Below are 19094 nucleotides of genomic sequence, written 5' to 3'. Positions count from 1 at the left end.
GCATGCAGGTGGTCGATTCGCATATCCATTTGTGGGACCTGAAAACGCATCGCTATCCGTGGCTCGAAAACCCCGGCGTGTCGTTCGTGGGCGACGCGCGCGATCTGAAGCACGACTACCTGCTCGACGATCTGCTGGGTGAGGCGGGCGACATCGAGGTGCTGAAACTGGTGCACGTCGAAGCGAATCACGATCCCGCTGATCCCGTGGAAGAAACGCGCTGGCTGCAATCCATTGCGGATCGCAAGGAATCGCGCGGCCTGCCGAACGCGATTGTCGCCGCGGTGGATCTGTCCGCGCCGAATGCACCGGCCGTGCTCGAAGCCCATGCGTCGTTCGCCAATACGCGTGGCGTCCGGCAGATTCTGAACGTGCACGAGAACAGACTGTTCGATTACGTCGGCCGTCATTTCATGCGCGAGCCGCAATGGCGCGAGCACTTTGCGTTGCTGCGCCGTTACGACATGTCGTTCGATCTGCAACTGTATCCGTCACAGATGGAAGAAGCGGCGGCGTTGGCGCGCTCGCATGGCGACACGCAGTTCGTGATCAACCATGCGGGCATGTTCGTGGATCGCAGCAGCGTGGCCGGTTATCGCGCATGGCGCGACGGCATGCGCCTGCTCGCCGGTTGCCGCAATGTCGCCGTGAAGATCAGCGGCCTTGCGATGTTCGATCATCGGTGGACCGTTGAAAGCCTGCGGCCGTACGTGCTCGAAACGATCGATACGTTCGGCGTCGAGCGCGCGATGTTCGCCTCGAACTTTCCGGTCGACCGGCTGTTCGGCTCTTACGCGGATTTATGGCATGCGTATGCATCGATCGTCGATGGAGCGAGCGTCACCGAGAAAGAGGCGCTGTTTTGCCGGAATGCGGAACGTTGCTACCGCATTTGAAGTGCACTGGAACGCGAAAAAAGGAGACACGCAGTGCAGCAACCCACATCCGCGGTGCCCAGGCTCGAATTGCGGCGCGCGAGTAAATCATTCGGCCGGGTTCGCGCGCTGTCCGACGGCGATCTCGCGCTATGGCCGGGCGAAGTGCATGCGCTGCTCGGCGAAAACGGCGCGGGCAAATCGACGCTCGTGAAAATTCTCGCGGGCGTGCATCAGCCGGATACCGGCGAGTTGCTGGTGGACGGCGTGGCTCGCCGCTTCGCGACACCCGCCGAGGCGCGCGACGCCGGCCTCGCGGTCATCTATCAGGAGCCGACGCTGTTCTTCGATCTGTCGATCGCGGAGAACATCTTCATGGGACGCCAACCGGTCGACCGCATCGGCCGCATTCAGTACGACGCGATGCGCCGCGAGGTGGATGGCCTGCTGGCGTCGCTCGGTGTCGATCTGCGCGCCGATCAGCTGGTGCGCGGTTTGTCGATTGCCGATCAGCAGGTGATCGAAATTGCCAAGGCGCTGTCGCTCAATGCCAACGTGCTGATTATGGACGAACCCACGGCAGCGTTGTCTCTGCCGGAAGTGGAACGGCTTTTTGCGATCGTGCGCAAGCTGCGCGAGCGCGACGTGGCGATCCTGTTCATCACGCACCGGCTCGACGAAGTATTCGCGCTGACACAACGCGTTACGATCATGCGCGACGGCGCGAAAGTTTTCGACGGCCTCACTGCCGATCTCAACACCGAATCGATCGTTGCAAAAATGGTCGGGCGCGATCTGGAAACCTTCTATCCCAAGGCCGAACGCCCGCCGGGCGAAGTGCGCCTGGCGGTGCGCGGTCTCACGCGCATCGGCGTGTTCAAGGACATTTCCTTCGACGTGCGCGCGGGCGAGATCGTGGCGCTGGCCGGGCTGGTCGGCGCGGGGCGCAGCGAAGTGGCGCGGGCGATCTTCGGCATCGATCCGCTCGATTCTGGCGAGATCTGGATTGCCGGCGAGCGTCTGACGGCGGGCCGGCCCGCCGCCGCGGTGCGCGCTGGACTCGCGCTGGTGCCGGAGGATCGCCGCCAGCAAGGGCTCGCGCTGGAGTTGAGCATCGCGCGCAATGCGTCGATGACGGTGCTCGGGCGGCTCGTCAAGCATGGCCTCATCTCGACGCGCAGCGAGACGCAACTCGCCAGACAATGGGGCACGCGCCTGCACCTCAAGGCGGGTGATCCGGATGCACCGGTCGGCACGTTGTCGGGCGGCAATCAGCAGAAGGTCGTACTCGGCAAATGGCTGGCAACCGGGCCGAAAGTGCTGATCATCGACGAACCCACGCGTGGTATCGACGTGGGCGCCAAAGCGGAGGTGTATGGCGCGCTCGCTGAACTGGTGCGCGACGGTATGGCCGTGCTGATGATCTCGAGCGAATTGCCGGAAGTACTCGGCATGGCCGACCGCGTGCTGGTGATGCACGAGGGACGTATCAGCGCGGATATAGCGCGTGCCGACGCCGACGAGGAACGCATCATGGGCGCCGCACTTGGCCAACCCGTCGGCCATCCAGTCCAACCGATTCCACCGCTGGGACACGCCGTATGATGCGCCATTCTTCCACCCATCCCGCGCCGGTCCATCCGCCGGTCGCGAAGCGCACGGCGGGCTCGCCGGGCGGCTTTGCCGCAAGCATCGCGAAGAGCCGCGAAACAACGCTGTTCGTCGTACTGATTCTGCTGATTGTGGGCACCGGGCTCGCGAAACCGCAGTTCCTGAACCTGCAGAACCTGCGCGACGTGCTGCTGAACGTGTCGATCATCAGCTTGCTGACGGCCGGCATGACCGTGGTGATCCTGATGCGGCATATCGATCTGTCGGTCGGCTCGACGGTCGGCATCAGCGCGTATGCGGTCGGCAGCCTGTATGTCGCGTTTCCGCAGATGCCGGTGATCGTCGCGTTGGCCGCGGGGCTTGCCATCGGTCTCGTGGCGGGCGGCATCAATGCGCTGCTCGTCGCGGTGGGACGCGTGCCGTCGCTGGTGGCGACGCTATCCACGTTGTACATTTTTCGCGGTGCGGACTATGCGTGGGTGCATGGCGGGCAGATCAACGCCACCAGCCTGCCCGATGCTTTCTCTCGTCTCGCGACTGGAACGTTGCTCGGCATTCCGACGCTTGCGCTGATCGCGATCGTCGTGCTGGCCGGTCTCGCCGTGTATCTGAAGCAGTTTCGCGGTGGCCGCGAACACTACGCGATCGGCTCGAATCCGGAGGCGGCGCGTCTCGCCGGTGTGAACGTGGAGCGTCGCGTGATGGCGGGATTTCTGCTCTCTGGCGCGATTGCCGGTTTTGCGGGCGCGTTGTGGCTGGCACGCTTCGGCACCGTGGATGCCAGCACCGCGAAGGGCATCGAATTGCAAGTGGTGGCCGCCGCTGTGGTGGGTAGTGTCGCAATCACTGGCGGCGTCGGCACGATTCTCGGCGCCACGTTGGGCGCGCTCGTGCTCGGCGTGATCAGCATCGCGCTGGTCGTGCTGCACGTGTCGCCATTCTGGGAGCAGGCCATCGAGGGCGCGCTGATCGTCGCCGCGATTACCGCCGATACCTTGCTGGCCCGCTCCGTCGCAAAACGCATGATGAGGAAACGCGATCATGGCTAAACCCGATTCCGCGCTGCTCACGCGCAAACGCGAAACGCCGCTGCAATGGGAAGTGCTGCTGGTGATCGTGCTGATTCTCTCGCTCGCGCTAGGGCGGTTGCTGTCGCCGGTGTTTCTCACCGGCGCGAATCTGAGCAACGTGCTGGCGGATCTGACCGAAATTGCGTTGATGGCGCTGCCGATGACGCTGATCATCGTCGCCGCCGAAATCGATCTGTCGGTGGCCTCGGTGCTCGGCGCGTCCAGCGCGTTGATGGGCGTGCTATGGCACATGGGCTTGCCGATGCCGGTCGTGATCGTGCTGGTGCTGATCGCGGGAGCTTTGGCCGGTCTGCTCAACGGCCTCGTGATCGTCAAGCTCAATCTGCCTTCGCTCGCGGTCACGATCGGCACGTTGGCGCTGTTTCGCGGCCTCGCCTATGTGCTGCTCGGCGACCAGGCGGTGGCGGATTTTCCCGCGGCTTACACGGCGTTCGGCATGGGCACGGTTGGTTCGAGTTTCATACCGCTGCCGTTTGTGATCGTGATCGTCGGCGCGGTGGTGTTCACCGTGCTGCTGCAGTCCACGGCGTTCGGCCGCAGTCTCTATGCGATCGGCGCGAATCCGACCGCCGCGGCGTTCTCCGGTATCGAAGTGGCAAAGATCCGCTTGCGTCTGTTCGTGCTGTCCGGCGCCATGAGTGCGCTGGCGGGCGTGGTCTATACGCTGCGCTTCACGAGCGCGCGGGGCGACAACGGTGAAGGTTTCGAGTTGTCGGTGATCGCGGCGGTGCTGTTCGGCGGTGTGAGCATTTTCGGCGGACGCGGGTCGATGATCGGCGTGCTGCTGTCGCTGCTGATTATCGGCGTGCTGAAAAACGCGCTGACGCTCGACGACGTATCCAGCGAAACGTTGACCATCGTGACCGGCGTGCTGCTGCTGGCCTCGGTGCTGATACCGAATCTGGTGGCGCGCTGGCGCGCGGCGCGCGACCGGCGTTTCATCGCGAAGTCCGCATCTTCAGTCTAAGTTTTTAGCCATGCCTGCATCTGCGAAGAGAAAGTCCAACAACCGATAACCCGGACAACGTCACGTCCAACAACAAGGCAGGAGACACTTCATGTTCAAACCTCTACGTCACACCGGCACCGCGGCGCTCTGCGTTGCGTTGATCGCGATCAGTTGCGCCGCGTCCGCCGCGGGCCTGAAAAGCGGTCTGAAAATCGCATTCGTGCCGAAGCAGATCAACAACCCCTACGAAGTGATCGCCGACGACGGCGGCATGACCGCGATCAAGGAATTCGGCGGCGTGGGCAAAGCGGTAGGGCCGTCGGATGCGGGCGCGTCGTCGCAAGTGCAGTACATCAATACGCTGATTACGCAACGCCAGGACGCGATCGTGATCGCTGCGAACGACGCGAATGCGGTGGTGCCGTATCTGAAGAAAGCGATGTCGCAAGGCATCAAGGTCGTGACCTTCGACTCGGACACGGCGCCCGAGGGCCGGCAACTGTTCGTCAACCAGGCGAATGCGGAAGGCATCGGCCGTGGCCAGGTTCAACTGGTGGCCAAGCTGATGGGCGGCGAGGGTGAGTTCGCCGTGTTGTCGGCCACGCCCAATGCGACCAATCAGAACACGTGGATCAAGTGGATGCAGGAGGAACTGAAAAAGCCCGAGTATTCGAAGATCAAGCTCGTGAAGATCGCCTACGGTAACGACGACGATCAGAAGTCATTTACCGAAACGCAAGGTCTGCTGCAGGCATATCCGAATCTGAAGGCGATCGTCGCGCCGACCACGGTCGGTATTGCCGCCGCCGCGCGTTATATCTCCACTTCGTCGAGTAAGGGCAAGGTGGCGGTGACCGGTCTCGGTACGCCGAACCAGATGCGTGCGTTCGTGAAGAACGGCACCGTGAAGGCGTTCCAGTTGTGGGATCCGGGTCAACTCGGCTACCTGGCTGCTTATGCCGCGGCGGCGCTGTCTTCGGGCACGATCAGCGGTAAGGAAGGCGAGTCGTTCGACGCCGGCAAGCTCGGCAAACGGACCATCGGGCCGCAAGGCGAAATCATTCTCGGACCGCCCACCACGTTCGACGCGAGCAATATCGACAACTTTAACTTCTGAGTGGGCAAGCATCGCCGCGCGACGTGAGGTGACGTGGCGCGGCGCGGCTGAAACTGTCCCGGGCCCGCCGGATAATCGTGGTGAAGATCCGGCAGCGCGATCCTCCTGTTACTTGCATTGCGCACGGAATGGCTTCATGCCTGCTGTACACATGCTCACGTTTTTTGCGTGAAGCGTGACGGTCCTGACTGTGTCTTTGTATTGACACACGAGATACGGATCAGTGTTTTTGGTGTCCCAGCGATCTACACGACCAGCGGGTACGGGTGCAAGGCTCACCATCCGGTCTGGAGGCCCGTCGTACAGAGCCGCGTTGTTCAAGACATGCCGGACTCCGGAATCGAGCACATTGGCCGGACAGGCAAGCGGCGCGGCCACTGCGGCGCCGCTTGCCAACGCGTAGAACGACACACAAAGTTTCTTACTCGACCACATAGAATTGATCTCCGTCGTTAGCTTTCACTCCGTATCCGTTTCTGAAACGAATGGTCCGTTCGTGGGCTGGCTGCGCTGTATGTCCGTTCCACTGATCCAGAACCTGAATGCCGACTGCGTTGCGGCCCAGATAAATGGCTGCGTGACTGCGCCCGTCAGTGTGGTTTCCATACCTGCCGTTAGGGTCGAATGTTGCGATTACCGTTCCTGGGCTGATCAGGGTCGCGGTTCTCACATTTTCTCCCCGGTGCCACGCGGAAGAAGGTGGAGTGGAAACAACAGCGTGGACGAACGTCACGCATTGTCCGTTGCCGACAAGTTGTCCTTTAAGAGAACTTGCTTCGATCATATCTGCTACGTAAGACATTTTTTAGCCGTCTTATTCAGGTGGTTGCGGTAGCAGCCCACACCTTTGTGTACTGACTCATGTTCATGGTGGGCGCGGCGGGCGGATCAATTGTGGCTTCACATTAGCACCGTTTAATTTGAGAAAAATCTGCTTTGATGGTGTCAGAATTCATCGAGCGTGCCCGTTTCATCGCCGTGCGATTCGGCGGGCGAAAAGCTTCAGAAACGATGCTGAATACCCGCCGTCACGCCAGTTTGCGTATCCGCCGCGCCGATCAAATCGCGTGACAGACTGACAGCGTTGTCATGCCTGGCCATCGCATAACCGCCCGCCATATACAGCACCGTGCGCTTGGACAGCGCGTATTGCGCGCGCAGCGAGAACAGCGTCGGATCGGCGTCGCTCGCGTCCTTGATGTCCTGATGGTAGACCGCCGCGAACAGCGAGATGAACGGCGTCACCTCATATTGACCGCCGAGCCAGTACATGTCGCTGCGCAAAGTGGGCGCGGCGGTGTGGAACGTGCGCTGGTAGTTCCGATAACCGGCCATTGCCTTCACGGGGCCGAAGTCGTAGCTCAGGCCTGCGTGAATGCCCTGGATATAGTTGGTGGTATCGGCGGGCGTTACGCTGTCGTTCGCGCCGTTCTGCCGGTCGAAGGTCACGACCGCGGCGAACGGACCGGTCTCGTAGCCAAGAGCGAAGTCGTACTTCGAACTCGACTTCATGCTGCCCGGCACGTTGCCGAAACCGTACATCGCGCCGAACTTGAAGCCGGAGAAGGTGCCGTCATAACGCACCGCGTTGGACGAGCGTGAGAACAGCCCATCCTTGCGGCCGCCCGTCGCCGTTGATGACGTCGCCCACGAGTAGTTCGGCGCGTAACCCATCGGGTCGAACTGCAACATGTAGTCGTACGTGGTCGTGAAATTGCGGCCGAGCGTGATTTGCCCGAAGCGGTTTTTCAGGCCGATGGTTGCACGGCGGTCGAAGATCGCGCCGGAACTGTCGTCGAACTGGCCGTTGGCGATGTTGATGCCGCTTTCCAACTGGAACACCGCCTTCAGACCGCCGCCGAGATCCTCCGCGCCGCGCAGACCCCAGCGCGAAGTGTTCTTGCCGCCGGACACGAGGCGCGCGGCGCCGCCGTCCTTGCTTGCATGGTTCACGTATTCGACGCCCGCGTCGACGATGCCGTACAAGGTCACGCTCGATTGCGCGTGCGCGCTGGCTGCAAACCCGGCGAGCCCGGCGCAAGTCACGCCGACGGTCGCCTTCTTCATGCTCAACTTCATCGATAGTCTCCTGTAGTTGGTTTTGTTACTTCGGTTGGGGATGGGATGCGGTTCTTAACTCGCCTGGGCGAAGGCCCAGCAGTCGTTCGCGGGGAATTCGATCCAGTGGCGGCCGGCCGCGCGCGGCACGTGGCCGAAGGCACGCAAGCGCAGCTCGCCGCAATGGAACAGGTATTCCCAGCGATCGCCGAGATACATCGAGGTGATGAGATCGGCTTCGAGGCGGTTCGCGCCGGGACCGTCCGCGACCTGCACGCGCTCGAGCCGGATCACCGCTTGCGCATGCTGGCCTGCAGTGAGCGCTTCGCGCGCTTGCGCCTGCAACTGCCAGCCGTCGCCGGCTAGCGTCACGCGTTCGCCGTCGATCGCGGCCACGCGTGCGTCGATGCGGTTGTTGCTGCCCATGAATTCGGCGGTATAGAGCGAGCGCGGCGCGCCGTACAGTTCGGCGGGCGTGCCTTCCTGTTCGATGCGGCCGTTGCGCAGCAGCAGAATGCGGTCGGACATCGCCATCGCTTCGGTCTGGTCGTGCGTCACGCACAACGCAGAGAGGCCCAGTGACACGATCAGCTCGCGCAGCCAGGCGCGGGCTTCCTCGCGCAGCTTGGCGTCCAGATTCGAGAGCGGTTCGTCGAGCAGAATCACGGGCGGGTTATAGACCAGCGCCCGCGCAATCGCGACTCGCTGCTGCTGGCCGCCGGAAAGCTGATACGGATAGCGCGCGGCGAGGTGGCCGAGGCCGAGCTGGTCGAGCGCGGCCTGTACCCGTTTTTTCTGCTCGGCGGGCGAGACGCGCCGCAGCTTCAATCCATAGCCGACGTTATCGGCCACCGTGCGATGCGGCCACAGCGCATACGACTGAAACACGAGCCCAAGCGAGCGCTGCTCGACCGGCAGATCGACATGGGCGGCGCCGTCGAAAAACGCTTTGCCGTCCAGTTCGATGCGGCCCGACGACGGTTGTTCGAGGCCGGCCACCGCGCGCAGCAGCGTGGTCTTGCCGCTGCCCGACGCGCCCAGCAGGCAGACTACTTCGCCGGGGTTCAGGTGGAACGACACACCTTTGAGAATCGGGTTGTCGCCATAGCTCAGAAAGAGGTTGTCGACCGAAAGCTTATCCATGCAATTTCACTCCGAAGCGCAGCGCGACGCCGAGCCCGGCGCCGACCATCGCGATGTTGATGACAGAAAGCGCCGCGACCTGATCCACCGACCCGGTGGCCCACAGCGACACGAGTAGCGCGCCGATCACTTCCGTGCCGGGCGAGAGCAGATAGACAGCGGTCGAATATTCGCGCTCGAAGATCATGAAAATCAGCAGCCACGCGGCGAGCAGGCCGAAGCGCACGAGTGGCAGCGTCACATCGAGACTGACGCGCGCACGCGTCGCGCCGACGCTGCGTCCCGCCTCTTCCAGTTCAGGCCCGACCTGCAGCAGCGCGCTCTGAATCAGACGCATGCCGTAGGCGAGCCACACGACGGTGTACGCAATCCAGATGCTCCACATCGAGTTCTTCAACTCCTTGAGACCGGGCACGAACAGGAACACCCACAGGAACGCGAGACCCGCGAGCAGGCCCGGCACCGCACGCGGCAGCAGCACGAGGTAATCGAGCAGCCGCGTGGCCCAGTCGTTGCGGCGATGACCGGCGAACGCCACCAGCGAATAGAAGCCGACCGCCAGCGCTCCGCCGAACACGCCGATGCCGAGCGTGTTGAGAATCGCGCGGACCAGGTTGTTCTGCTCGAACAGTTCGGTGAAGTTGGCAAGCGTGAGCGCGTCCGCGAGATGCACGCCATGTCCCCAGTGCGTGACGAACGCACGCAGCGTAATGCCGGAGATCGGCACGAACACCGTCAGGAATAGCCACAGCGCGACGATGGCGAGCGCGACCCAGCGCCACACGCCGAGCGGCAGCACGGTCTGCCGTCCCGCCTTGCCCTTGACCGTAACGAAGCGGTTGGCGCTCTTCAGCAGCCGGCGTTGCAGCAGCACGAGCGGAAACGTAATCGCGACGATGCACATCGCGACCGCGGCCATCAGGTGATACGAGGGCACACCGAGCTTGTTGGTGAGCTTGTACAGATAGGTGGCCAGCACCAGGTGCCCTTCGGGATCGCCGAGCACGAGCGGCAAGCCGAATACTTCGAAGCCGAGGAAGAACACCAGCACGCCGGCGAACAGCAGCGCGGGCAGGGTCATCGGCAGGCTCACGTCGAGCGCGACGCGAAACGGCCGCGCGCCGGCCACACGCGCCGCTTCTTCGACGTCCGAGCCGAGATTGCGCAGCGCCGCCGACGAATACAGGTACACGTGCGGCACATGCGTGAGGCCGACGATCACCGTGATGGCGAACACCGAATAAACGGTCCACGGTGCTTCGGCGGTGCCGAACAGTTCCATCCACCAGACCGAGTAGAAACCCACTGGGCCGGCCGCGACCACATAGCCGAACGCAAGCACCATCGGCGAAACGAACACGGGAGTGAGCAGCAGCGGTTCGAGCCAGCGGCGGCCGGGCAGGTCGGTGCGTACCATCAGGAACGCGAGAATGCCGCCGAGCGGAATCGAGATGAACAGCATCCCCGCGGCGATCACAAACGAGTTTTTCAGCGCGGACCAGAAGTCCGGGTCGCTGAAAATGAATTCGAAGCCGGCGAGGCCGAGCGTGCGCTTCGCGTCGAAGAACGGCGCGCTCAGCACGCTCTGCAGCAGGATAAAGCCGAGTGGCAGGGCCACCGCCACGGTCAGCACCGCGACGACGAGCCAGCGCAGCAGTCCCATGAACGGCTGCAGTCCGCCGCGCGGCAGCGCGCCGATGGAGCCGCCGTCTGCCGCGTGCGGTGGTGCCGCGCGGTGTCCGGTTGCGCTAGTGGAAAGCATGAGTGTCCCCCTGCGGCACAAAGCCGCATATCGACAGGTATGGAAGGAAGGGCGGCCGCGCGTGCCGGCGCGGACGCCGCTGTGTCAAGCGCGAATGGCTAGCGCTTGATCGACTGTTGCCATTGCTTGAAGAATTCGAGGCGTTTGGACTGGTCGAGGTAGACCAGCAAGCCCGAGCCGATCGGAATCGGTTTGAGCGAATCGCCGAGCTGCTTCGTGAGGCCGGCCATCGACGTTTCACCCTGCACGTCAGCGCGAATCGAGAACAGGCCCGCCTGATTCGCCAGCAGGGTCTGGCCGCGCTCCGAGAGCAGATAGTCGACCCACAGCTTCGCGGCGTTCGGGCTTTGTGCTTTCTTCGAGATCGTCACGAGCCGGCTGACAACTAGGGTGTAGTCCTTCGGATAGACGTAGCCGATCGACGGATCTTTCTTCGCCTTGGTCAGCGCGTACGAGCCGAGAATGTTGTAGCCGATCAGGTTCTCGCCCGAGGAAATGCGCTCCATCATCGCGCCGGTGCTCGATTGCAGCTTCGGGCCGGTGGCGCCGATGGCTTTCACCAGATTCCACGTGACCTGCGGATTGACGCGCACGTCCTGAGTCAGATAGTTGAAGCCGACGCCGGACTTTTCGATGTCGTAAGTGGTGACGCGGCCCTTGAACTGCTCGGGCCTGGCTTGCAGCAGTTTGATCAGATCGGCGCGCGTTTGCGGCACGTCGCCGGGCGGCAACAGACGTTTGTTGTAGACGATCGCGAGCGGCTCGTAGGTGGTGCCGTAAGCCTGCTTCTGGTACTGCGCCCATTGCGGCAACTGTTTCGTTTCGGGCGATTCGTAGGTGGCCATCAAGCCGTCGTTGACGAGCTTGACCTGCAGATCCATGGCCGAACTCCACAGCACGTCGGCGCTGATGCTGCTCGCCGCGTTCTCGCTGATATAGCGGTTGTATAGCTCCGTGCTGCTCATGTCGTTGTAGTCGACCTTGACGCCATACATGCTTTCAAAGTCCTTGATGAGCGGACGCACCAGCGCGGTGTCCGTGACCGAGTAGACAATCAGCTTACCTTCCTTTTTTGCGCCGTCGATAGTGGCCTGATAATCGCCTGGATAGCCGGCCGGAACGGCCGCCCAAGCTGAATTTACGGCGAGTGTTGCAGCGACTGCGAGTACCTTCAAAGCGTTTTGCACGTCTTCCTCCAGAAAACTTCGTGTTGGTTTTGTGTAGGCGAATGGTAAGAGGTCGACGCTTTCTGAACGCTTTCAATTTTTGAAGGAAATGCGTCACAATGGCTGAATTCGCCTCATGGATTTCCCTGGGATTCTGCTTATGCGCGTGCTGCTCGTCGAAGACAATCCGATTCTTTCCCGCTCGCTCACCGACGCGCTGACCAGCGCAAAACTCACGGTGGACTGCATGCACGACGGCGAGTCCGCCGACCACGTCTTGCGCACTCAGGACTACGCACTGGTGATTCTCGATATCGGCTTGCCGAAGCTCGATGGCCTCGAAGTGCTGCGCCGTTTGCGCGCGCGCCGCAACGCCGTGCCGGTGCTGATGCTGACCGCGCACGGTTCGGTGGAGGAGCGCGTGCGCGGTCTTGATCTCGGCGCCGACGACTATCTCGCCAAGCCTTTCGCCCTCACCGAACTCGAAGCACGCGCGCGTGCGCTGTTACGCCGCAGTCACGGCCAGGAACCGCTGCATGCGCAATGCGGCACATTGCTTTACGACAGCGTGGATCGCGGCTTCACACTCGACGGAGAACTGCTCGCGCTGACGCCGCGCGAGCGGTCGGTGCTCGAAGTGCTGATCCTGCGTAACGGCCGCGCGATCAACAAAGACACGCTCTCGGAGAAAATCTTCGGGCTCGACGAATCGGTGAACGCGGACGCCATTGAAATCTATGTGCACCGGCTGCGCAAGAAACTCGAACACAGTTCGGTCGGCATCGTGACGCTGCGCGGGCTCGGTTATCTGCTGGAAGCAAGAAGCGCATGACGCAGCCGAATCTGCGCGTACGGGTCGCGTTGTGGCTGCTGGTGCCGCTGCTTCTGCTGCTCGCGCTGGACGCGTGGCTGACGTATCAGCGCGCCATGAACGCGGCCCATGCGGCTTTTGACCGCACGCTCGAATTTTCGCTGCGCTCGATTCGCGACGGCATCCGCTTGCGCGACGGCGAGATCGAAGTCGATCTTCCGTATCTCGCGCTGGAGATGTTCGAATCGAACGGCGGCGGCAACATCTACTATCAGATTCGCGAGGAAGGCGGCCGCGTGGTGACTGGCTATCCCGACTTGCCGGACCCCGGAAAAATGCCGGGCGAACCCTACAGCGTGCGTTTCTACGACGACGTGTTTCGCGGCCGTCCGCTGCGCATCGCCATGCTCAGGCTGCCCGTGCACGACGTGCCGAGCGCGCAGACGCGGGTGGTGCTGGTGAGAGTCGGCGAAACGATCGAGCAGCGTCAGGCGCTGGCGCGCCAGATTCTGACCGGCTCGCTGCAACAGGAAGGCCTGCTGGTGGTGCTCGCGCTCGGCATTGTGTGGCTGGGCGTGGCGCGTGGCTTGCGGCCGTTGAACCGTCTGTCGGCGAAAGTGGCCGCGCGTGCCGAAGACGATCCTACGCCGCTCGATACGGTCGGACTGCCGAGCGAAGTCACGCCGCTGGTCGATTCGATCAATCAGTACATCGGCCGCACGCAGTTGATGCAGTCATCGCGCAGGCGCTTTTTCAACGACGCCGCGCATCAGTTGAAAACGCCGCTCGCGGTGATTCAGGCGGAGTCCGAACTGGCGCTGCGCGATATCGACGGCATGGAAGCGAAATCGAGCGGCGACCGCCGGCAAGGAGTGCATTTGCGGCGGCTGAATCGCGCGGTGCAACACGCGGTGCGTATCGTTCAGCAGTTGCTGTCGCTCTCGCGGCTCGACGCGCACAGCGGCTACACGGTCAGGCATGCGGCGGTGCCGCTGCATAAGGTGGCGCGCAGCGTGACGCTCGACTGGTCGCCGGTGGCGCGCGCACGCGGCATCGATCTCGGTTTCGAACAGGACGCGCATATCGACGTGATGGGGCAGAGCGATCTGCTCGCGGAACTGGTGGGCAATCTGATCGACAACGCGATCCGTTATTCCGGCGACGGCGCGGTGATTACCGTGCGAGTCGCGCGCGAAGGCGAGCAGGCATTGCTGCAGGTGATCGACAACGGACCGGGCATTGCCGCGAGCGAACGCGAGGCGGTGTTCGAACGCTTCTATCGCAGCGAAGCGACGCAGGCGGTCGAAGGTAGCGGGCTGGGTTTGTCTATCGTGAGGGAAATCGCGCGCGTGCACGGCGCGCTGGTTGCGCTCACCGATGCGCACGGCGGCGGGTTAGTCGTCAGCGTGCTGTTTCCGCCGTTGAATACGGCGTGACGCGGGCGCCAGATCTAGCGGCGAATCGGAAAGCGCCGTGCGTAACCGGTGGGCGACGTGCCGCTGTCCCACGTTTCGCCGTCGATCAATACCTGTGAAGCGCTTTCTTCCGGCACGGCCACGTTCATCGCGGCGGCTGCCTCGCGATACAACTGCGTCTGGTTGATCCGCGCGGCGATGTCCGCATAATCCGCGCGCGCGTCGATCATGCCCCAGCGCTCGAACTGCGTGAGGAACCACGCGCCTTCGAACGCTCGCGGATAATTCACCGCGCCGTTGTCGAAGAACCGCACGGGCAGGCCGCCCGGCGCGGAAGCCGCGATCTCGTTGCCGAGGCGCGCCGCAATCAACGTTGCATCGATGCCCACATAGTCGGGCCGTGCAAGCCAGTGCGCGATTTCCTCGCGATGTCCCGCGCCGTCGAGCCAGCGGCACGCCTCGAGCATGGTTTGCACCAGTGCGCGTGCGGCATTCGGATTCGCGCTGACAAAATCGCGCCGGCAGGCCAGCACTTTCTCGGGATGATCGGGCCACACGTCGCTCGTATATGCGATCGTTCTGCCCACGCCTTGCGCTCCGGCCTGCGCATTCCAGGGCTCGCCGACGCACAGGCCGTCGAGTTTGTCTTCGGCGAGCGCCGCGACCATTTGCGGCGGGGGAATCACCACGCTCTCGATATCGCGCAACGGATCCACGCCTTGCGACGCCAGCCAGTAGTACAGCCACATGGCGTGCGTGCCGGTCGGGAAGGTCTGCGCGAAGACCGGTTTGCGGCCGAGCGTCGCGAGCGCCTTGGGCAGCGTGCCGTGTTCGGCGAGCGCATCGGCGAGACGGTTCGACAGCGTGATGGCCTGGCCGTTGCGGTTGAGCACCATCAGCACGGCCATATCCGTTTGCGGTCCGCCTAGACCCAACTGCACGCCGTACACGAGTCCATAAAGCGCGTGCGCCGCGTCCAGATCGCCCGACAGCAGTTTGTCACGCACGGCGGCCCATGACGGCTGGCGGGACAACTCCAGCGTCAGGCCGTGCGCGTGGCCGAATTCGAGCAGCTTGGCGGCAACGAGCGGCGCGGCATCCGAGAGCGCCACGAAACCGAGCCGCAAATGGGTCTTCTCGAGCTTTCCCGATGCGGACGACGCGGCGAGTGCGGTGCTAGTAGGAGTGTTCATGGACGGCGCTTCATTTGAGCGAGTCGGCCGACGCGAGAATGGCGCGCGCGACTTCGGCGAGTTTGACGCCCTGGTTCATCGCGCGTTTGCGCAGGTTGGCGTAGGCGGCGTGTTCGGTGATCTTCTGCTGATCCATCAGCAGACGTTTGGCGCGATCGATCAGCTTGCGCTCGGCGAGTTCGTTTTCGGCCTGCGCGAGGCGCTCGCGCAATTGCGATTCCTGAGCAAAACGCGCGAGCGCGACTTCGAGGATCGGCGCGAGACGCCCGGTTGCCAGACCTTCGACGAGATAGGCCGTGACGCCCGCGCCGACCGCGTCGCGGATCAACTGCTGGTTGGCGTCGTGGCTGAACATCAGCACCGGGCGCGGTGCGGTGGCGTTCATCACGGCAAGCTGTTCGAGCGTATCGCGCGACGGCGATTCCGTATCGATGATGATGACGTCGGGCCGCTCGCTCTGCACCACGCGATGCAGTGCTTGCGGCGTGGCGGTGCCCGCCAGCATCTCGTAGCCGAGTCGGGCAAGGGCGTCGCGCAGATCGCCGATGGGCTTATCGGTATCGGTTACGAGGAGAACACGCAGCATGGAGTGGGGTTTTATCGACGGCTGTGAGGATTAAAGCAACGGCTATGCCAATCGGTCCATGCCAGGGTGAAACCAACGCAATCACGGACTTGCCGATTACATGGAGCGTTGCCCTTGCACCTGAGTGGGGCATGCGAGGCTCATGCACCGGAGCGGCGCACGAAGACACATTTGCAGGTACCCGATCCGGCGCCCGGGTCTCCGCGCGAGATGGCGAACTGGCTGCGCTCGGAACTCAAACTGGACCGTCCCGCGGAACGGGCGAATCGCGAACCCGCGCACGCCGTGACCTGGGGTGACCGGTCCGTGATGCAACCGGAGCATTGGCAGATCCGGTTCATCGCGCCGAGCTATCTTGTCAGCGCCGAGTACTGGAAGGGCGGCAACACAATCGACGTGGAACGCCGCGATCAAGGCATCATCAACACGCTGGAAGGTCTGCATCGGGCGGAAGGCGCGCGAGCAGGCTGGATCCTGCTGGCGGACTCGATGGCGGGGAGCCTCGTGCTGCTCTCGCTCACAGGTGTGGTGCTTTGGACCGGGCTCAATCGTCGACGGACAATTGGTGCGGTAATCTTTCTTGTCGCGTTGGGTGCGGGCATCGTGCTCGCTTTGCAATCGCTTTGAGTGAGGTGGGGTCGCCGCACTGGCCTGGGCTTCCCGTGGAATGCTCTTCGCGGCCTGTCTGCGTGCATTCCGACAGGCACGATCATGCGCGGGTTTGAACGGGAAACGCGTCACCAGCCCGCCGCACCGCCGTCGCTGCGCGGGTCGTATCCGGCTTCGAGCAGGCCGCCGGCATGGCGGACGATCGCGCCGGCGTGACCCATTGCTTCGTCGTAGGCGGCGAGCACTTCGACGTCGTGGCCGAGCGCGCGCAATGCATCGATGGTCTGCGCGGAAAAGCGCGCTTCGAGCTTCAGCGAATCGGTCGACTGGCCCCAGGTGCGGCCGAGCAGCCAGCGCGGCGCGTCGATCGCGGCCTGCGGATTCCAGCCAAAGCGCGCGATGCGCGAGAACACCGCGCTTTGCGATTGCGGCTGACCGTCGCCGCCCATGTTGCCGTAGACCATCGTGCGGCCGTCGGCGAACCGGGCGAGCGCCGGATTGAGCGTGTGAAACGGACGACGGCCCGGCATCAGCGGATTTGTCGCGGACGGATTCAGCGTGAAACTGCACCCACGGTTCTGCCAGTTGATGCCCGACTCGCGCAGCACGATGCCGCTGCCGAACTCGTGATAGATGCTCTGGATGAAACTGACCGCGACGCCATCCTTATCGATCACGCCCATCCACACGGTGTCGCCGGGACCGCGCCCGTTGCCCCACGGCGCGGCTTGCGTCATCGAAACGCGTTGCGCCATTGCGTCGAGCGCGGCAGGTTCGAGCGTTGCCTGAGGGTCGATGCGCATATGGTCGGGATCGGTCACATGCTCGTCGCGGATCCTGAACGCGAGCTTGGTGGACTCGACGCACGCATGCACGAACGCGGGGCCGAGCGGGTCCATGTCGTCGGTGAGCACGCGGTCGAGTACGCCGAGAATCAGCAGCGACACCAGGCCTTGCGTCGGCGGCGGCATGTTGTAGACGGTGCCGAGCGAATGCGTGAGCGCGAGCGGCGTGCGTTGGCGCGCGTGATGACGTTCGAGGTCATCGAGCGTGAGCAGCGTTTCGAGCCCCGCGAGATCGCTTGCGATGCTGCGTGCGAGATCGCCGCGATAGAAGTCGTCGAAGCCCGCTTCGGCGAGGCGTTGCAGCGTCGCGGCGAGGCGCGCGTTGACGAAGCGTTCGCCGGTTTGCGGCATACGATCGCCGGGCATGAACGTTTCCGCAAAACCCGGCACGTGCTCCAGTTCGCCGCGCTTTGCAGCGATGCAGGCGGACTGGCTGCGCGTCACCGGAATGCCGTGCTTCGCGTAGTGAATGGCGTCTTCGAGCAGACGCGATACGGGCATGCGTCCACCGAGTGCGTCGCTGGAAAAGCGTCGCGCGAATTCCCAGCCGGAGACGGTTCCCGCGACCGTATTCGCCGCGAGCGGCCCGCGCGACGGAATCGCCTCATAGCCACGCGCGCGATAGGCGTCGATACTCGCGCGTTGCGCCGCCGCACCGCATGCCTCGATGCCGAGCGGTGCATGGCCGGGCCGCGAGATCAGCCAGAAGCCGTCGCCGCCAATGCTGTTCATGTGCGGATAAACCACCGCGATGGTTGCCGCGGCGGCGATCATCGCCTCGACAGCGTTGCCGCCTTCGCGCAGCACGCCGAGCGCGCTTTGCGACGCGAGCGAATGAGGCGCCACGGCCATGCCGCGTGTCCCGCGGGAAGGGTTCAGCGTGTTGGCTGCGGCAGAGAGTTCAGATGGCATCGAAGGGGTTCCAGGAATTCATTGGGGCGTTCAATACGATATTCGTACCGGTGTCCTGACGCGCATTCCACACGGATCGCCGTGTCATACCGTGGTGCAATGCGTTCGATCTGGTGCGCCTGAAACCTTCGGCGGTGCACCATTGAAATTGATCAGGCATCCGGAACGAGGCATTGGGCTCAGCTCACATCGACCGAACTTTCGTCCTGCGCGAGCAGCTGGCTGTCCGGCAGACGGAAGGGCACGAGGCTGTCCGAGTTGTTCGCCTCGACGAGGCGGATCATCTGCAGCATGAACACATCGCGCTCGACAGGCGAAAGATGCTCGATGGTGCGATCGTGTGCGCGCTGCACGGCCTGCGCCATTTTCTTCACCAGGCGCTTGCCTGCCGGCGTGAGCTTGACGAGCCTCAGCCGCTTGTCGTGCTCGGCCTGCGTGCGGCTCACGAGACCGCGCGCGGTCAGGCGCGGAATCACTTCCGCGACGCTCGACCGCTCCAGGCCGACTTCGATCGCGAGCGTGTTCTGGTCCATCTCGCCCAGCGAATCGAGCGCGGTAAGCAGGCTGTACTGCACGGGCGTGATGTTGAACTCGCTTGTTTCCTGCGCGAACAGAAAGGTGTGGATCTGATGCATGCGGCGAATGAGAAAACCCGGCCGCGAAAACAGAGGCGAGCGTGCCTGCCGCTCGGCAAGCTCTGCGCGGATACTTTGAATGTCGATATGTTCGGTAGTGGTGGTTCGCATAGGAACGATCTCGGGTCGGAAAACGGACGGGCATGGGCGCGTGCGCGCATGACAACAATATCGCGGCGCACTTTCTCTACGCCATTCTAGGCCGAATCGATGACCTCCCGCAAATTCCGGGGTACACCAACAAATCACCATAAGAAGGCATGATGGGTGTTCGAGGTGCGCGGCCCGGCGCCCGCTCTCCGAATTGGTGCGCATG

Annotated in this window: 18 protein-coding genes; 8 read left to right on the top strand and 10 right to left on the bottom strand. The window is 63.3% G+C overall.

Annotated elements, in window-relative coordinates; all coding sequences use genetic code 11:
- The first annotated feature begins 2 nt into the window (after positions 1-2).
- The 5 genes from BXE_RS31790 to rhaS all read left to right on the top strand — a co-directional run bounded on the left by BXE_RS31790 (position 3) and on the right by rhaS (position 5643).
- Positions 3-896, top strand: a complete 894-nt coding sequence (locus BXE_RS31790; RefSeq protein WP_011492229.1) for an amidohydrolase family protein — start codon at positions 3-5, stop codon at positions 894-896.
- Positions 897-929: 33 nt separating this feature from the next.
- Complete coding sequence (locus BXE_RS31785) at positions 930-2480, top strand: sugar ABC transporter ATP-binding protein (RefSeq protein ID WP_011492228.1); 1551 nt, start codon at positions 930-932, stop codon at positions 2478-2480.
- On the top strand, positions 2477-3535 hold the full coding sequence (locus BXE_RS31780) for an ABC transporter permease (RefSeq protein ID WP_011492227.1): 1059 nt from the start codon (positions 2477-2479) through the stop codon (positions 3533-3535). Before BXE_RS31785 ends, BXE_RS31780 begins: the two co-directional genes overlap by 4 nt.
- The gene (locus tag BXE_RS31775; protein ID WP_011492226.1) at positions 3528-4544 is read left to right on the top strand and encodes an ABC transporter permease; all 1017 of its coding nucleotides are present in this window, start codon (positions 3528-3530) and stop codon (positions 4542-4544) included. The genes BXE_RS31780 and BXE_RS31775 overlap by 8 nt, the downstream gene beginning before the upstream one ends.
- A gap of 91 nt (positions 4545-4635) precedes the next feature.
- The gene (gene rhaS, locus BXE_RS31770; protein ID WP_011492225.1) at positions 4636-5643 is read left to right on the top strand and encodes a rhamnose ABC transporter substrate-binding protein; all 1008 of its coding nucleotides are present in this window, start codon (positions 4636-4638) and stop codon (positions 5641-5643) included.
- 108 nt (positions 5644-5751) lie between these two features.
- On the opposite strand, the gene BXE_RS48070 is transcribed toward rhaS, so the two are convergent.
- From BXE_RS48070 to BXE_RS31750, 6 genes are all read right to left on the bottom strand, one after another.
- Entirely contained in the window at positions 5752-6078 is a 327-nt protein-coding gene (locus BXE_RS48070) for an STY0301 family protein (protein ID WP_011492224.1), read from the bottom strand.
- Positions 6065-6445, bottom strand: coding sequence for a BPSL0067 family protein (locus BXE_RS44700; RefSeq protein WP_011492223.1), 381 nt, complete (start codon positions 6443-6445; stop codon positions 6065-6067). The genes BXE_RS48070 and BXE_RS44700 overlap by 14 nt, the downstream gene beginning before the upstream one ends.
- Positions 6446-6645: 200 nt before the next feature.
- On the bottom strand, positions 6646-7722 hold the full coding sequence (locus BXE_RS31765) for a porin (RefSeq protein WP_011492222.1): 1077 nt from the start codon (positions 7720-7722) through the stop codon (positions 6646-6648).
- Positions 7723-7776: 54 nt separating this feature from the next.
- On the bottom strand, positions 7777-8844 hold the full coding sequence (locus BXE_RS31760; protein WP_011492221.1) for an ABC transporter ATP-binding protein: 1068 nt from the start codon (positions 8842-8844) through the stop codon (positions 7777-7779).
- Positions 8837-10606 carry an ABC transporter permease gene (locus tag BXE_RS31755; protein ID WP_011492220.1) on the bottom strand — a complete coding sequence of 590 codons (1770 nt, stop codon included), beginning with the start codon at positions 10604-10606 and terminating at the stop codon, positions 8837-8839. The genes BXE_RS31760 and BXE_RS31755 overlap by 8 nt, the downstream gene beginning before the upstream one ends.
- A gap of 98 nt (positions 10607-10704) precedes the next feature.
- Positions 10705-11793: an ABC transporter substrate-binding protein gene (locus BXE_RS31750; RefSeq protein WP_011492219.1), complete on the bottom strand. Its 1089-nt coding sequence runs from the start codon at positions 11791-11793 to the stop codon at positions 10705-10707.
- Positions 11794-11932: 139 nt separating this feature from the next.
- Between BXE_RS31750 and BXE_RS31745 the strand changes: the two genes are divergently transcribed.
- Together BXE_RS31745 and BXE_RS31740 are read left to right on the top strand one after the other, a co-directional pair.
- The gene (locus BXE_RS31745) at positions 11933-12604 is read left to right on the top strand and encodes a response regulator (protein ID WP_011492218.1); all 672 of its coding nucleotides are present in this window, start codon (positions 11933-11935) and stop codon (positions 12602-12604) included.
- Entirely contained in the window at positions 12601-14019 is a 1419-nt protein-coding gene (locus BXE_RS31740) for a sensor histidine kinase (RefSeq protein ID WP_011492217.1), read from the top strand. The genes BXE_RS31745 and BXE_RS31740 overlap by 4 nt, the downstream gene beginning before the upstream one ends.
- A 14-nt stretch (positions 14020-14033) precedes the next feature.
- On the opposite strand, the gene BXE_RS31735 is transcribed toward BXE_RS31740, so the two are convergent.
- A complete protein-coding gene (locus tag BXE_RS31735; protein ID WP_011492216.1) occupies positions 14034-15191 on the bottom strand; it encodes a CmpA/NrtA family ABC transporter substrate-binding protein in 1158 nt (385 codons plus the stop codon).
- Between the two features lie 10 nt (positions 15192-15201).
- Positions 15202-15777: an ANTAR domain-containing response regulator gene (locus tag BXE_RS31730; protein WP_011492215.1), complete on the bottom strand. Its 576-nt coding sequence runs from the start codon at positions 15775-15777 to the stop codon at positions 15202-15204.
- A 66-nt stretch (positions 15778-15843) separates the two neighbouring features.
- Here BXE_RS31730 and BXE_RS31725 point away from each other — a divergent pair, with 66 nt between their 5' ends.
- The gene (locus BXE_RS31725; protein ID WP_081435593.1) at positions 15844-16404 is read left to right on the top strand and encodes a PepSY-associated TM helix domain-containing protein; all 561 of its coding nucleotides are present in this window, start codon (positions 15844-15846) and stop codon (positions 16402-16404) included.
- 110 nt (positions 16405-16514) lie between these two features.
- Here BXE_RS31725 and BXE_RS31720 read toward each other — a convergent pair whose 3' ends face one another.
- Together BXE_RS31720 and BXE_RS31715 are read right to left on the bottom strand one after the other, a co-directional pair.
- Complete coding sequence (locus BXE_RS31720; protein ID WP_040124593.1) at positions 16515-18143, bottom strand: gamma-glutamyltransferase family protein; 1629 nt, start codon at positions 18141-18143, stop codon at positions 16515-16517.
- 179 nt (positions 18144-18322) lie between these two features.
- The gene (locus BXE_RS31715) at positions 18323-18889 is read right to left on the bottom strand and encodes a MarR family winged helix-turn-helix transcriptional regulator (RefSeq protein ID WP_040124595.1); all 567 of its coding nucleotides are present in this window, start codon (positions 18887-18889) and stop codon (positions 18323-18325) included.
- Positions 18890-19094: the final 205 nt, after the last annotated feature.

The organism is Paraburkholderia xenovorans LB400, from assembly GCF_000013645.1.
Lineage (GTDB): Bacteria > Pseudomonadota > Gammaproteobacteria > Burkholderiales > Burkholderiaceae > Paraburkholderia > Paraburkholderia xenovorans.
This window is presented reverse-complemented; position numbering and strand designations above follow the sequence as displayed.